General features: G+C 63.5%; 14 protein-coding genes. 11 read left to right on the top strand and 3 right to left on the bottom strand.

Features of this window, described 5'->3' with window-relative positions; genetic code table 11:
• The first annotated feature begins 98 nt into the window (after positions 1-98).
• Together G365_RS0102430 and G365_RS0102425 are read left to right on the top strand one after the other, a co-directional pair.
• On the top strand, positions 99-812 hold the full coding sequence (locus G365_RS0102430; protein WP_019643911.1) for an NnrU family protein: 714 nt from the start codon (positions 99-101) through the stop codon (positions 810-812).
• Positions 813-900: 88 nt separating this feature from the next.
• The gene (locus G365_RS0102425; RefSeq protein WP_019643910.1) at positions 901-1,953 is read left to right on the top strand and encodes a substrate-binding domain-containing protein; all 1,053 of its coding nucleotides are present in this window, start codon (positions 901-903) and stop codon (positions 1,951-1,953) included.
• A 70-nt stretch (positions 1,954-2,023) separates the two neighbouring features.
• Here G365_RS0102425 and G365_RS22585 read toward each other — a convergent pair whose 3' ends face one another.
• Complete coding sequence (locus tag G365_RS22585; protein ID WP_019643909.1) at positions 2,024-2,701, bottom strand: DUF6134 family protein; 678 nt, start codon at positions 2,699-2,701, stop codon at positions 2,024-2,026.
• Positions 2,702-2,865: 164 nt separating this feature from the next.
• Positions 2,866-4,119: an MFS transporter gene (locus tag G365_RS0102415; protein ID WP_019643908.1), complete on the bottom strand. Its 1,254-nt coding sequence runs from the start codon at positions 4,117-4,119 to the stop codon at positions 2,866-2,868.
• Between the two features lie 195 nt (positions 4,120-4,314).
• On the opposite strand from G365_RS0102415, the gene G365_RS0102410 reads away from it, so the two are divergent.
• The 5 genes from G365_RS0102410 to G365_RS0102390 all read left to right on the top strand — a co-directional run bounded on the left by G365_RS0102410 (position 4,315) and on the right by G365_RS0102390 (position 9,740).
• Positions 4,315-5,463, top strand: coding sequence for a M14 family metallopeptidase (locus G365_RS0102410; RefSeq protein WP_019643907.1), 1,149 nt, complete (start codon positions 4,315-4,317; stop codon positions 5,461-5,463).
• A 145-nt stretch (positions 5,464-5,608) separates the two neighbouring features.
• A complete protein-coding gene (locus G365_RS0102405) occupies positions 5,609-6,460 on the top strand; it encodes a 23S rRNA (adenine(2030)-N(6))-methyltransferase RlmJ (RefSeq protein ID WP_019643906.1) in 852 nt (283 codons plus the stop codon).
• 83 nt (positions 6,461-6,543) lie between these two features.
• Entirely contained in the window at positions 6,544-7,398 is an 855-nt protein-coding gene (speE, locus tag G365_RS0102400) for a polyamine aminopropyltransferase (RefSeq protein WP_019643905.1), read from the top strand.
• A gap of 349 nt (positions 7,399-7,747) precedes the next feature.
• The gene (locus G365_RS0102395) at positions 7,748-8,938 is read left to right on the top strand and encodes a type III PLP-dependent enzyme (RefSeq protein WP_026345028.1); all 1,191 of its coding nucleotides are present in this window, start codon (positions 7,748-7,750) and stop codon (positions 8,936-8,938) included.
• Between the two features lie 163 nt (positions 8,939-9,101).
• The gene (locus tag G365_RS0102390) at positions 9,102-9,740 is read left to right on the top strand and encodes a DNA-3-methyladenine glycosylase I (protein ID WP_019643903.1); all 639 of its coding nucleotides are present in this window, start codon (positions 9,102-9,104) and stop codon (positions 9,738-9,740) included.
• A 58-nt stretch (positions 9,741-9,798) separates the two neighbouring features.
• Here the strand turns inward: G365_RS0102390 and G365_RS0102385 are convergent, their stop codons facing one another.
• A complete protein-coding gene (locus G365_RS0102385; RefSeq protein WP_019643902.1) occupies positions 9,799-10,074 on the bottom strand; it encodes a metal/formaldehyde-sensitive transcriptional repressor in 276 nt (91 codons plus the stop codon).
• A 68-nt stretch (positions 10,075-10,142) separates the two neighbouring features.
• On the opposite strand from G365_RS0102385, the gene dmeF reads away from it, so the two are divergent.
• From dmeF to G365_RS0102365, 4 genes are all read left to right on the top strand, one after another.
• Positions 10,143-11,123, top strand: a complete 981-nt coding sequence (dmeF, locus tag G365_RS0102380; RefSeq protein ID WP_019643901.1) for a CDF family Co(II)/Ni(II) efflux transporter DmeF — start codon at positions 10,143-10,145, stop codon at positions 11,121-11,123.
• A 53-nt stretch (positions 11,124-11,176) separates the two neighbouring features.
• A complete protein-coding gene (locus G365_RS19955) occupies positions 11,177-11,515 on the top strand; it encodes an FtsB family cell division protein (RefSeq protein WP_019643900.1) in 339 nt (112 codons plus the stop codon).
• Between the two features lie 525 nt (positions 11,516-12,040).
• Positions 12,041-13,057 carry a pyruvate dehydrogenase (acetyl-transferring) E1 component subunit alpha gene (gene pdhA / locus G365_RS0102370; protein ID WP_026345025.1) on the top strand — a complete coding sequence of 339 codons (1,017 nt, stop codon included), beginning with the start codon at positions 12,041-12,043 and terminating at the stop codon, positions 13,055-13,057.
• 35 nt (positions 13,058-13,092) lie between these two features.
• Entirely contained in the window at positions 13,093-14,580 is a 1,488-nt protein-coding gene (locus G365_RS0102365) for a pyruvate dehydrogenase complex E1 component subunit beta (RefSeq protein WP_019643898.1), read from the top strand.
• Positions 14,581-14,596: the final 16 nt, after the last annotated feature.

Below are 14,596 nucleotides of genomic sequence, written 5' to 3'. Positions count from 1 at the left end.
TGACGGTCAAGGCCGGGTTTAGGGTGAGGGGTAGGGTGTTTGTCCCGGCCCGGCGGTTGCCACCCCGCAGAGTCCGGACCGGGGATCTGTTCTGACTGATGCAGGAAGCCGCCATGACCCCGCTGGTGCTGGCCGTTCTGGTCTTTATCGCCGCCCATAGCCTTCCGGCATCGCCGCCGGTGCGGGCCGCATTGATCCGCCGGATCGGAAAACCGGCCTACATGCTGGCCTATTCCGCCCTGTCGCTGCTGCTGATCGTCTGGATCGGGGTGGCGTACCGGCAGGCACCCTATATCGGCCTGTGGGGGCCTGATCCCCGTCTGCACTGGGTGCCGCTGCTGGGGATGCCGGTGGTCTGTCTGTTGGTCAGTGCCGGGCTGGCGACGCCGAACCCGTTATCGCTGACCCTGCGGCGGTCTGCATCCGGTCAGACCGGCCAGACCGGTCTGACAACGCAGGTCCCGCCGTTGCTGCGGCTGTCGCGGCACCCGGTACTGCTGGGGCTGGCCCTGTGGGCCGGTCTGCACGGGGTGGCGAATGGTGACGTCGCCAGTCTGATCCTGTTCGGTCTGATGGGGGGGCTGGCGCTGGGGGGGATGGCGATGATGGATCTGCGCCGCCGCCGCCGTCTGGGGGATGCGGTGTGGTTGCCGCTGGCTGCCGCGGCCCCGCGCCTGAATCTTCTGGCCCTGCCGTCAGCCCTGCGGCCGCGCCGCCCGCTGCTGCTGGCCCTGCTGGCTGCGGCGCTGCTGTATGGCCTGCTGCTTCATGCCCATCAGCCGGTGATCGGTGTTTCCCCACTGCCGTGGTGAGTTTTTCTTGAAGGAACGCACTCCGTGCGCCATAGTCGGGGGCCTTTGCAGGCGCACGGCGTGCCTGTTCTCTGATGAGCTGTGTCGGATGATGTCTTTTCCTGTGGTGCCGCGTTCTCTGATGTCTGCCGCGATATGCCTGTCTGCCGTCCTGACGCTGATGCCGCAGGCGGCACGGGCGGATGATCTGCGTATTCCGGCGATCCGGATCGTCGGGTCGTCCAGCCTCTACACCATGACCACCGATGTGGCGGAACGCTTCGGGAAAGGCACCCGTTATCCGGCCCCGGTGGTGGAAAGCACCGGCACCGGCGGCGGCTTTAAGCTGTTCTGTGCCGGGGTCGGCTCTGACACCCCCGATGTGGCGATGGCCTCCCGCCCGATGACCGGGGCGGAAGAGCGCCGCTGTGCCGAAAATGGGGTGGAGCTGCCGGAAGCCCTGCCGCTGGGCACCGGCGGCGTGATTGTCGCGATGGCGGCAGAGGCCCCGTCTTACCCGCTGTCGCTGCGGCATCTCTGGCTGGCACTGGCGGCAAAAGTGCCGGTGGATGGCAGGCTGGTCGCCAACCCCTACCGCACATGGCGGCAGATTGATCCGGCGCTGCCGGATCTGCCAATTCAGGTCTATGGCCCGCCGCCGACCTCGGGGACCCATGATGCCCTGCTGGGGATGATTTTGGATGTGGCCTGCCATGAAGACCCGGCAATGGCGGCCCAGCCCCTGAAGGAGCGTCTTGCCACCTGCGAAAAGCTGCGCGAAGACGGCGTGTATATTCATGCCGGTGAGTCTGACGAGATGCTGTCGCGCCGCCTGCTGTCTAACCCGAAAGCGGTCGGCATTATCGGCTATCAGGTGCTGGACCAGCACCGGGGCCTTAAGGCGGCGACGCTCAACGGCATCACCCCGACGGCGGCAACCCTGTCTGACCGCAGTTATCCGCTGGTGCGGACCCTGTACCTGTATGTCAAAGGGGCGCACTTCAGCCGGACCCCGGGGCTGGGGCGTTTTGTCTCCACCTACCTGTCAGACCCGATGATCGGGCCCGAGGGTCGCCTGCCGGAACTGGGGCTGGTGCCACTGGCGGCCACGGCGCGGCAGGCTGCGGTGCAACGGGCCCGGGCCCTCGGGCCGGGGATTTAAGGCAGCCGCAAACAAAACGGGGCGGCCTGCGGGCGGGGGAACGCCGTTCTCCGCAGGTCGCCGTTCTGTCTTACGGCTTCAGTTCGTAGACCACGTTGGAGCCCCGGGATTCAAAGGCCACTTTCAGCAGGCGGTTCTGGTCATCAAACCAGAATGTGCGGACCAGATCACCGCTGACAGTGTATTTGCGGGCGCTGAAGCTGCGGCTGCCGATCTCTACCGTTTCTGTCTGCGGGCCGCTGGAACTGACCTTGTAGTCGGTGCCGTCAAAGGCTGACAGCAGCACCGGGGCTTTCAGGTTATCCATGTTCCATTGATTGTGGACCAGCGTTTCCGCCGGGCGGGACGAGGTGGCGCCGTCAGCGGTCACGGCCAGAGAGGTGCCGTCTGCTTTGGCGGTGACGGTATGCTGTTTGCCGTCGTCGTTGGTGCTGGCGGTCAGGGATTGCAGTCTGCCGCCTTTCCATACCTCGTGGGAGGAATGCTCAAACCGGAAAGCGGTGACGAACGCAATCTTCACCGCGATATCGGTCTTGATATCCACCTGAAGCTGGTCGCCCGCCGGGGCGAAACTGATCGAATGGTCGCCGATCGGCGATCCATCGCGGAAGACGGTATAGCGCCAGGTTCCGGCGGCGGGGTCAGCGGCAAGCGCCGGGGCGGCGGACAGGGCCGAAACCCCGATGGCGAAGGCCGTGCAGGCGGCGAACAGGCCGCGCCGGGCGGTGGCGCAGGATGCCATGATCATGGCTGTGTCCTTATTCTGACGGTGTGCCGGGCAGATTGGCCGGGCACTCTCCCTGTGGTGGAACAGGTCATCTTGACGTGACCTGTCACAAAGTGCGCCATAGGGCAGGAAAACCTGTCAAGCGTCAGAAGGGTGACGTAAGGGGATGTTGTGATGGAAAAGCGTTAGGATTTTCTGTCATCACTCTGTTTTGACGGATTTAACTCCGCCACGATCGGGCTGGCGGTCGGCATGGCGACAAAGCTGTTGCGGTCTTCCGGTAACGGTGCAGCCCGGCGCCGGAGTCGCCACTGGGTGAAGCCTGCCACCAGAATGGCGACAGCACCGGAATAGACAAACAGGCCCGACGGGCCCAGCGCCTGCATGGTCACGCTGGCCAGTGTCGGCCCGGCGGCGGAACCGACCGCCCACGACAGCAGCAGACCGCTGGTGGCGGGCACGATCTGTTCGGGCTGGCAGCGGTCTCCGGCATGGGCGACACAGATGGAATAGACCGACATCGACCCCGCCGCCCACAGGCCGAGCAGGATCCACGCCATCCACCCCGGCGCCCCCGGCCACAGCAGCGGCAGGGCTGCGGTGAGCAGACAGGCCAGCGCGGCGGCGATGGTGGCATAAACAATCACCCGGCGGCGGTCGGTGCGGTCAGACAGCCAGCCCAGCGGCCACTGCCCCAGCAGGCTGCCGACCTGAATCGCGGCCAGAAGCCCGGCGGAATAGACCGTGGTCAGGCCGATCTGTGCCCCCCAGGCCGGAACAATATTGATGGTGGCGGTATTGGTCAGCCCGGCGGCAAAGGCCCCGGTCACCGCCGCCGGAGCAATACGGAACAGGGACGGCAAGCCCATCGGCCGGGAATCCGGCAGGGTCGGGCTGCTCGACCGGGTGGAGGCCACCGGGATCATCGACAGAGAGATCAGGGCCGCCATCACCATCATCGGGCCGGGACCGGCAACCGGGGTCACCGCCAGCAGCAGCGGCCCGCCGATCAGGGCGACCTTGGTGGCGACCAGATACAGCGACAGCACCCGGCCCCGCTGGGCGGGCGGTGCCCGGTCGGTGATCCAGCTGTCAGCAACGGTATAGAGGACGGCCATACAGACCCCGGTGACACTGCGCAGGGCTGTCCACAGGGCGGCATCGACGGCGATGGCGAAAGACAGCACCATCACCGACAGGGCGGCAGCGGCAATGGCATAGGCGCGGATGTGGCCGACGGCCCGCACCAGCGTCGGGGCCATCAGGCATCCGGCCAGAAACCCGACCGAATAGCCGGTGGCCATGACGCCGACGCTGATGGCCCCCATCCCTTCTCCCACCATCCGCAGGGGTAAAAGGGCGGTCAGCACACCATTGGCCCCCTGTAGCAGGGTAACCCCAAGGACGACGGCGATGACGGACAGAAAGGCAGAATTCATAATGTATCCAAAGTATGCCGTCGGGTTGCGGGCGTAAAGCCTGAAACGGTGGCGGTAAGCGTCTGAAGCGGGGAGGCTATGCAGATTTACCGATACTCTTCGTTCTGGATCTGACGGTTAATGAAAGAGTTGCCTGCCGGTCGCCCTGCGGCCGGGCCTGCCGCTGTTGCCGACCTGCTGACGGAGATGACGTGAATGCTGTCTGATGCCCGTGCGGACAACCTTTATTACACCGCATCGCTGGCGGCCTTCGCCGACGATTACGCACAGGCCCGGCGTGATTTTCTGTTCGCCGTTGACGGGCAGGGGGCGACTGCGACCCATCACCGCCATCCGCTGACCGGCCCGCTGGCCGAGGCTTTGGCCTGTGACACCGTGTGGATTGGCCCCCGCGCCGCCCGCCGGGTGCTGGTGGTGATCTCCGGGACCCACGGGGCTGAAGGGTTCGCCGGATCGGCGGTGCAGACTGACTGGCTGCTGGGCAAAGGGCCGTCGATCCTGCCTGATGGCTGTGCGGTGCTGCTGGTGCATGCCATCAATCCGTGGGGGTTTGCGTGGCTGCGGCGCACGACCGAAGACGGCATCGACCTTAACCGCAATTTCGTCGATTTTTCTGCTCCCCTGCCGGGCGATGAAGGGTATGCCGAGCTGGCTGATGCGCTGATCCCCGATGCACTGATCGGTGAGCCGGTGTTCGAGGCGCAGGATGCGCTGGACCGTTACAGACTGCTGCATGGGCAGCGGGCCTATGAGAATGCGTTGACCAGCGGTCAGTACACCCATCCTTTGGGGCTGTTTTATGGCGGTGATGCCCCGACATGGTCGCGCCGCACGCTGGAAACCATTGCGCAGGACTACGATCTCGCCGGGCGGGCGGCGCTGTGTGTGATTGACCTGCATACCGGCCTTGGCCCGTTCGGGTATGGCGAGCTGATCAGTGATCACCAGCCGGAAGGGCGGTCGGCCTGGCTGGCCCGCCGCTGGTTCGGCCAGAGTGTGACCGAGGCGTTTCTTGGCACCTCAACCTCTGGCCCCAAGCGGGGGCTGGCAGACTATTTCTGGCATGAGGTCATCGAAGATCACGGCTGTATGCTGACGCTGGAATTCGGGACCTATCCCTTTGATGATGTGTTCGGGGCGCTGCGGGCCGATCACTGGCTGCATGCCCGCGTTGCCCGGGGCGAACAGACGCTGGACTGGTATGACCCCGATGTGCAGGCGGTGAAGAAGCGGATCCGCCGCGCTTTTTACCCCGATACCCCTGACTGGAAGGAAATGGTGCTGTTCCGTGGCCGTCAGGTGCTGCGGCAGGCCCTGACCGGTCTGTCTGTATGGCCGGGCTGACGCCGGTTGGCTGGCCGGGCTGAAATCCTCTGCCGGAGCAGCCATCCAGCAGCCCCTTGTCTTGCCGGGCCGGAGCAGGTAAAGCAGGGGGCAGACGGATACGGCCTGTTCCGCTCCGGCCCCCTCCTGACAACGACGGTCCCCGATGAATTACCGCCACGCCTTCCACGCAGGCAATTTTGCCGACGTGTTCAAACATGCTTTTCTGATGATGGCGCTGGAAACCCTGCGCGCCAAGGATAAGCCCTTTGTGGTGGTGGATACCCATGCCGGGATCGGCCTGTACGATCTGGCCGGAACGCAGGCCGGAAAAACCGGAGAGTGGGAGCAGGGGATCGGCCGCCTGATCGCCCGGGATGATCTGCCCGATCTGCTGAAGCCCTATGTGCAGGCCATCCGCGATCTTAACCCGGATGGTGGGCTGCGCTGGTATCCCGGCTCACCGTGGCTGGAAGCAAAGGCCCTGCGCCAGAAAGACCGCCTGATCGCCTGCGAGCTGCACCCCGAGGATGCCCCGGCGCTGGATCATAACCTGCGCCGCTTCGGCGGGGTGCGGGTGGAGAATGCCGACGGTTACGCCACCCTGAAAGGGCAGGTGCCGCCACCGGAGCGGCGCGGGCTGGTGCTGATTGATCCGCCGTTTGAGCGGACCGATGAAATCGAGGTGATTATCCGTGCCCTGCGCGGTGCGGTGAAGCGTTGGGCCAGCGGCAGCTATGCTGTCTGGTATCCGATTAAAGATCCGGCGGCGACCGCGGCGTTTCATGATGCGCTGGCCGGTCTGGCCGCCGATGGCGTGACTTCCGCCTGGGCGCTGGACCTGATGATCCGCCCGCCACGCTGGGCCGATAAGCTGAACGGTTGCGGCTTTGCCTTCATCAACCCGCCGTGGGGTGTGCTGAAGGCAGCAGAAACGGTAATGCCGTGGCTGACCGATGTGCTGGGGCAGGAACCCGGCGCCCGCTGGACGGCCCGCTGGCTGATCGGTGAAGGCTGAGACCGGCCTTACTCCGCCTGATACATTCCATTCCCCCCGACATCCCCCCTGATCTCTCATATTCCCGGACTGAGGAGGCCGCCATGACCGCCCGCTTTACCGAAACCCTGCACCCCGGCTATGCCCAGTCGCTGGACATCGACGGCGGCATGCTGGTCGATGAACGGTCGGAGTATCAGCATATCCAGATTTTCGACAGTGTGCGGATGGGCCGTACCATGGCGCTGGACGGGGTGGTGCAGATCACCGCCCGCGACGAGGCCAGCTATTCGGAAATGCTGACCCATGTGCCGCTGTTTGAACAGGCCGCGCCGAAGCGGGTGTTTATTGTCGGCGGCGGTGACGGTGCGGTGGCGGAGGAGGCCCTGAAGCATGACGGGGTCGAGGTGGAGATGTGCGAAATCGACGCCGCCGTTGTTGCCGCCTGCAAGACCCATTTTGCCCACGTCAACAACGGGGCTTTTGATCATCCGCGCTTCCGCCTGCACCTGCAGGATGCCTTTGCCTTTATGAAGCAGGCGGAAAACCGCAGCCGCTATGATGTGATCGTCGCCGACCGTCCCGATCCGGTCGGCCCGGCGGAAGTGCTGTTCCAGACCGAATTTTACGAACTGCTGCGGGATTCCCTGACCGATACCGGTGTGGTGGTCTTCCAGAATGGCGCGCCGCTGCTTCAGCCGGAAGAACTGACGGATACCCTGCGCCAGCTGCAGGCGGTGTTCCCCTACAGCGGTGTCTATCTGACCGTGACCCCCACCTATGTCGGCGGCTATATGGCCCTGACGTGGGCATCGAAGGGGACCCGCCTTGGCACCACCGGTCCGGCTGTGGTGGCGGAACGGTTCGCCCGGTCCGGCATCGTCACCGATCACTATACCCCGGCCCTGCATACCGCCTCTTTCGCCCTGCCGGCATGGATTGAACGGCTGCTGCCCTGATAGCGTTACCCTTATAACGTTACCCCGATAACGTTATCCTGATGATGGTGCCCCGGCAGATGGCGCCCCGGCAGATGGCGCCCCGGCAGATGGCGCAACGAAGTTCCGTCTGCCGGGCCCGGATCATGCCATTCCGGTTAAAAACATGTGAAAACTGTATTTAGGGCTTTACCCGGGGGCAGGGGTTGGGCATATACACCCCCTCGAAAGATTGCCCTAAGCACGGCTGCTCATCGGCCCATGGAGAGGTTTCTCCATGCAGAGCACGCACGGCGACCGGCTCTTCGATCGAATTTGTGCCTTGCGGGGCCATAAACCCGCCGGTCCGGTTTGGTTGGGAGTAGGAGCCATGAGCCCAGTGTTCACTTCCGCGCAGGAAGTTGTAAACACTCTTCGTCCCCGGGATCCCGTCCTGTGTGTCCGCCCCGGCGTTCTGGAGCAGAACGCACAGCGGATGATCGCGGCTTTTCCCGGTGATGTGTTGTATGCGGTTAAGTGCAACGCCGGTCAGCCGGTGCTGGATGCGCTGTATGCCGGGGGTGTCCGTCATTTTGACACCGCCACCATTGCCGAAGTGCGGCAGGTTTCTGACCGTTACGCCGATGCGGAATGCCACTTCATGCACCCGGTTAAAAGCCGGGATGCGATAGCCGAGGCGTATTTTGTCCATGGGGTCCGGTCCTTTGTGGTCGATCACCCCGACGAGCTTGACAAGATCCTTGATGTCACCGAAAACGCGGCGGACATGACCGTGTCGGTACGGCTGGAAATTCCCAACCGCAACGCGATGATGTCGCTGCACGGCAAATTCGGCGCGACCCCGGCGGAAGCCTCGGCCCTGCTGAAAAGTGTCGCCGCCAGCGGCAACCGCACCGGCCTGACCTTCCATGTCGGGTCGCAGTGCGTGGACACCGCCGCTTTCGCCCATGCCATCGACCTGTGCGGGACGGTGATCCGTCAGGCCGGAGTGTTGCTGGATGTGCTGGATGTCGGCGGGGGATTCCCCGGCTACTACACCGGCGAGGAGCCCGAGTTTGCTGCCTTTGTTGCCGCCATTGTATCGGGCTGCAAGCGCATCGGCCTGCCGGAAACCTGCCGCCTGCAATGCGAGCCGGGCCGGGCGCTGGTCGCCGATGCGGTTTCGGTGATTGCCCGTGTGGAGCTGCGCCGGGGCAGTAAGCTGTATATCAATGACGGTACCTATGGGTCTCTCGCCGAGCTGAAATATCTCGGCAACTGCTTCCCGATGCAGGTGGTGCGCCCGGAGGATGAAGGGCAGGCCACCGGGCCGCTGGCCGGTTTTGATCTGTTCGGCCCGACCTGCGACACCGTTGATACCATGCCGGGCCCGTTCTGGCTGGCTGATGATATCCGGGAAGGTGACTGGATCGAGATCGGGCGTCTTGGGGCCTATTCCTCGGCCCTGTCCACCCGTTTCAACGGCTGTGCGTCAGCAAAATGGGTCTGTGTCAGTGATGATGTGGTGCTGACCTCAACCCGGGTTGCATCGCTGGAAGAGCTGCGGCGCCGCGCCGCCTGATCCGCTTTTCGCTGAGAAGAGAGAGCCCGCACCGGGAAACCGGGGCGGGTTTTCTTATGGGTAATGGGTATTTTGTTTTTGTTTTGTTCTCATCCCGAATTGCCGGAGCCGGAGAGGTGTGCCATGCTGGCGTAAAGAGTCCTCGGGCAGGGAGTGAGGATAGATGGACCATAACGAGAACACGGCCAGTCTGCCGGAGCGGACGGTGGCAGGGCCGGATGGGCTGCCGCGCTGCCGGTGGTGCGCCGCCGCCCCGGAGTTTTTTGACTATCACGACCGTGAATGGGGGTTCCCGGTCGGGGATGACAGGCGGTTGTTTGAAAAGCTGTGCCTTGAAAGTTTTCAGTCCGGCCTGAGTTGGCGGACCATCCTCGCCAAGCGGGAAAACTTCCGTGCGGCCTTCCACGGTTTTGATTTTCAGAAGGTTGCCGCCTTCACGGAAGAAGACGTCGCCCGCCTGCTGGCCGATGCCGGGATTGTCCGTCATCGCGGTAAGATCGAGGCGGTGATCAACAATGCCCGCCGCGCCTGTGAGCTGGTGAAGGCAGAGGGGTCACTGGCCGCGTATATCTGGCGGTTTGAGCCGAAGGCGGAGGATCTGGGGGAGCCCCAGACGCAAAGCACGTCTCCGGCTTCCGTCGCGCTGTCAAAGGATCTTAAAAAGCGGGGCTGGGCCTTTGTCGGGCCGACCACGGTCTATGCCTTTATGCAGGCGATGGGGCTGATTAACGACCATGTGCCCGGCTGTACCGGGCGACAGGCGGCAGAACAGGCGCGGCAGCTATTTCAGCGCCCGCGATGACCATCGGGTACTCCCCGGGGGTATGTTGTATACCCCGGGGAGTATCTGGGGCCGGATTTTACTTCAGATAAGACCGCAGGACGGAGACCACCTGCTCCAGATCGTCGTGGCGCTGTTGGGGCGTGCGGTCTTCCGCCCCCAGATGGTCACGCATGTGGCCTTCCAGCACTTCAGCCATCAGGCCGTTGACGGCCCCCCGGATGGCGGCAATCTGCTGCAGGATTGCCGAGCAGTCAGTCCCGGCTTCCAGCGCCCGCTCAAGGCCTTCTGTCTGTCCCTTGATCCGGCGGACGCGGGCCAGCAGCTTCTTTTGGTCTTTGACGGTATGGGGCATCGCTTGACGGTCTCTGTGTTATAGGATACTGGGGTATAGTATATTTCGACATACTCCGGACCCGTACCATGCAGACAGAACAGCTTTTCGACAAGAGGCTCCATCACCATCCGGCTCCGGCAGGAACTCCGCTGGCGGAGCGGGCGACCCGCTGGGCACTGGGCCTGACCGTCGCCACCATGGTGGCGGAGATTGTGGGCGGCACCCTGACCGGGTCGATGGCTGTGCTTGCCGACGGCTGGCACATGGGCAGCCATGCCATCGCGCTGGGGATATCCGCGCTGGCCTACGCTCTGGCCCGGCGCTTTGCCGGATCGGGGCGCTTTGCTTTCGGGGCATGGAAGATTGAGGTGCTGGGCGGTTATACCAGCGCCCTGCTGCTGCTGGCGGTGGCGCTGGGGATGGCGGTGCAGTCCGTCGAAAAGGTGATGAGCCCGGATGTGGTGCTTTACGATCAGGCGATGGCGGTCGCAGTGACGGGGCTGCTGGTCAATCTGCTGTGCGGCTGGATCCTGTCCCGTCCCGGCTCCGGGCACCATCACCATCACCATCATGATCACACTCATCATCATGACCATCATCATAATCATGATCATCATCAGGGGGCGGGCGATATCAATCTCCGGTCCGCCTATGCCCACGTGATGGCGGATGCGGCGACGTCGGTTCTGGCAATTATTGCTCTTCTCGGCGGTAAGGTCTGGGGGCTGACGTGGATGGATCCGCTGATGGGCATCATCGGGGCTGCTCTGGTGCTGGTGTGGGCGTGGGGCCTGCTGCGCGATGCCGGGGCGGCGTTGCTGGATACTGCGGATGACAATCCTCTACTAGTAGAAAACTGCCGTCAGAGCATTGCTGCTGTGGACGGCGTGCAGGCGATCCATGATTTTCACCTGTGGCGCGTCGGGGCTGATGACCACGCCTGTGCGGTCTCTGTCGCCGTACAGGCTGGGCAGGGGGAGCAGGTGGTACAGGCAGTACACCGGCGGCTTGCCGCACTGGGTGGGGTGTCTCACCTTACGGTGGAGGTCTGGGGGGCGGGGCGTTGACAGGCCGCAGGTTGGGCTTGACCGGCGGGCTGTATCCGTGATCCTCTGACCCCATGAGCTATGACCTGATCCGCCGCTGGATGCAAACTGCGCTGGGGCCCCTGCTGGGGGCCGCTGGGGTCGCATATTTCCTGTTTCACGCCGTGCAGGGTGACCGTGGCCTGTTCGCCTGGTGGCAGCTCCGGCAGGAAATCACCAAGGCAGAAGCCCTGCACCAGACCGTGGCCGCCCGCCGGAAGGATCTTGAAAACCGGGTGTCGCTGATGCAGCCGGAAGCGATGGACCCCGATATTCTGGAAGAACGCGCCCGGGTGATGCTGAATATGGGCTATCCGGGTGAAAAAGTGATCCTGCTGCCGCCTGACGCCGGGGCAGAAAAAGACACCCCGTGATTCGACCGCCCGTTTCGGGGGCCGCTGAAGATCTTTAAAACCCCGCTCCACACGGCGGGGTTTTGTTTTTTTTCTGTCTGTGTGGATGCGATTGAGGATTTTCATAAAAATTTCCGCACTGCACAGATTATTGTGCATAAGTTTCTGATCTGGTTTCCATATGGATATAAAATTACTTCGCCTGCGGGTAGGTTTTTGCGGAAAGTGTTGGTTTTTCACGCTTTAACCAAAAAGCGGTTAAAATATTATTGTGCATTGCGATACAAGCACTTAGCTGCATTTTCTGACTTGCAACCGACGCCGGTTCGCATACTGTGACGGTGTTGGCACCTGCTGGAGCAGGCTTGCCCCGTTACGCTCGCCCTGACCGGGATCACCGCGTCTTCGGACCGATCCTCCGTCTTTTAATGCAAGCCTGTCGGGGTCTCTGTCTGCTGAGAAAGCCGGGCCATCCAGATCCTGTCCGCCGCGGGCTCCCCGCCGGACGCTGTCGTTGAGTCTCAAGCCCCCAGATACGGAGGGACCATGGCTACCACACCCCGTCGCAAACCCCGTTCCGCAAAATCTTCCGAAGTGCCGGATACTGAAGAGCTGGTCCGCTACTACCGCGACATGCTGCTGATCCGCCGCTTTGAAGAAAAGGCGGGGCAGCTTTATGGCATGGGCCTGATCGGTGGCTTCTGCCACCTGTACATCGGGCAGGAAGCGGTGGTTGTCGGCATGCAGGCCGCAGCGCTTGACGGTGTTGACACCGTCATCACCAGCTACCGTGACCATGGCCATATGCTGGCCTGTGGTATGGACCCGAAGGGTGTGATGGCCGAGCTGACCGGCCGCATCGGCGGCTATTCCAAGGGGAAGGGCGGCTCGATGCACATGTTCTCGCTGGAGAAGGGCTTCTTCGGCGGTCACGGCATCGTCGGCGCGCAGATTCCGCTGGGCACCGGTCTGGGCTTTGCCCATCAGTACTCCGGCGACGGCGGCGTCTGTTTTGCCTACATGGGTGACGGTGCGGTCAACCAGGGGCAGGTTTATGAATCCTTCAACATGGCCGCGCTGTGGAAGCTCCCGGTGGTCTATGTGATCGAAAACAACAAGTACGGCATGGGCACCAGTGTCGAGCGCGCCTCGGCCTCCACCGCCCTGTACCAGCGCGGCACCGCCTACGGCATTCCGGGGGCCCCGGTTGACGGTATGGACGTGCTGACCGTGCGCGACGCCGCCCTTGAGGCCGCCGAGCATGCCCGCTCCGGCAAGGGCCCGTATATTCTGGAAGCCAACACCTACCGTTACCGTGGTCATTCCATGTCTGACCCGGCCAAGTACCGCAGCAAGGAAGAAGTCTCCAAGATGCGGACCGAGCATGACCCGATCGACCAGCTGAAGTCCAAGCTGCTGGAGCTGAACGCGATCGATGAAGCCGGTCTGAAGGAGATCGACCGCGAGGTGAAGGTGATCGTCACCGAAGCTGCCGAGTTCTCGCAGAACAGCCCGGAACCGGATCCGTCGGAACTGTACACCGACATTCTGGTCGACGCCTGAGAACGCTGGCCCCTTCTTCCCAAGGACGAAACACCATGCCGATTACCGTACTGATGCCGGCGCTGTCGCCGACCATGACCGAAGGCAAGCTGGCCAAGTGGCTGAAGAAAGAAGGCGACGCCATCGCCGCCGGTGACATCATCGCCGAAATCGAAACCGATAAGGCGACGATGGAATTTGAAGCCGTCGATGAAGGCGTGCTGGGTAAAATTCTGGTGGCTGAAGGCACCGAGGGCGTGGCCGTGAACGCCGCCATCGCCGTGCTGCTGCTGGAAGGCGAAGATGCCTCTGCCGCGGATACCGCCGCTGCTCCGGCCCCGGCGGCTGCCGCCCCGGTTGCCGCCGCCCCGGCCCCTGTCGCCAGCGCCCCTGTCGCCAGCGCCCCTGTCGCCAGCGCCCCTGTTGCCAGCGTTCCGGTTGCCAGCGCCCCTGCCGCCGCTGCCCCGGTGGTGACCGGTGCGGTTGAGCCCTTCCAGCCGGAAGTGCTGACCACCACCGCGTACACCCTGACCGACATCCCGGAAAAGACCTACGACAAGTTCGTGCGGATGACCGTGCGCGAAGCCCTGCGCGACGCCATGGCCGAAGAAATGCGCCGTGACGATGCCGTGTTCCTGATGGGTGAGGAAGTCGCCCAGTATCAGGGTGCCTACAAGGTGTCGCAGGGCCTTCTGGATGAGTTCGGCCCCCGCCGCGTGATCGACACCCCGATCACCGAAATGGGGTTTGCCGGTCTGGCCACCGGCGCGGCCTTCAAGGGTCTGCGTCCGATCGTGGAGTTCATGACCTTCAACTTCTCCATGCAGGCGATTGACCACGTCATCAACTCGGCGGCCAAGACCCTGTACATGGCCGGCGGCAAGATGGGCTGCCCGATCGTGTTCCGTGGCCCGAACGGGGCCGCTGCCCGCGTCGCGGCCCAGCACTCCCAGTGCTATGCCTCGTGGTATGCCCACTGCCCGGGCCTGAAGGTGCTGGCCCCGTGGTCGGCCGCCGATGCCAAGGGCCTGCTGAAGGCCGCGATCCGGGATCCGAACCCGGTGGTGTTCCTCGAAAACGAGATCCTGTACGGTCAGAGCTTCGATGTGCCGGATGATCCGGATTTCGTGCTGCCGATCGGCAAGGCCAAGATCGAACGCGCCGGGAAGGACGTGACCATCGTCACCTATTCCCGCATGGTCGGGACCTCGCTGGAAGCGGCGGAACTGCTGGCGGCGGAAGGCATTGATGCTGAAGTCATCAACCTGCGTACCATCCGCCCGCTGGACGTGCCGACCATTCTGGCCTCGGTCAAGAAGACCAACCGCTGCATCAGCGTTGAAGAAGGCTGGCCGTATGCCGGTATCGGCTCGGAAATTTCCGCCGTCGTCACCGAATCTGCCTTCGACTACCTCGATGCCCCGGTCCGCCGTGTCACCGGTATCGACGTGCCGATGCCCTATGCCGTGAACCTCGAAAAGATGGTTCTGCCGGACGCCAAGCGCATCGCTGATGCCGCCAAGGCCGTCTGCTACAAGGCCTGAGCGCGAGAGGACTGAA

It is taken from the genome of Novispirillum itersonii subsp. itersonii ATCC 12639, assembly GCF_000381985.1.
Taxonomy (GTDB): Bacteria; Pseudomonadota; Alphaproteobacteria; order Rhodospirillales; family Rhodospirillaceae; genus Novispirillum; species Novispirillum itersonii.
The sequence above is the reverse complement of the archived record's forward strand: the minus strand, read 5'-3'. Positions and strand labels throughout refer to the sequence as shown.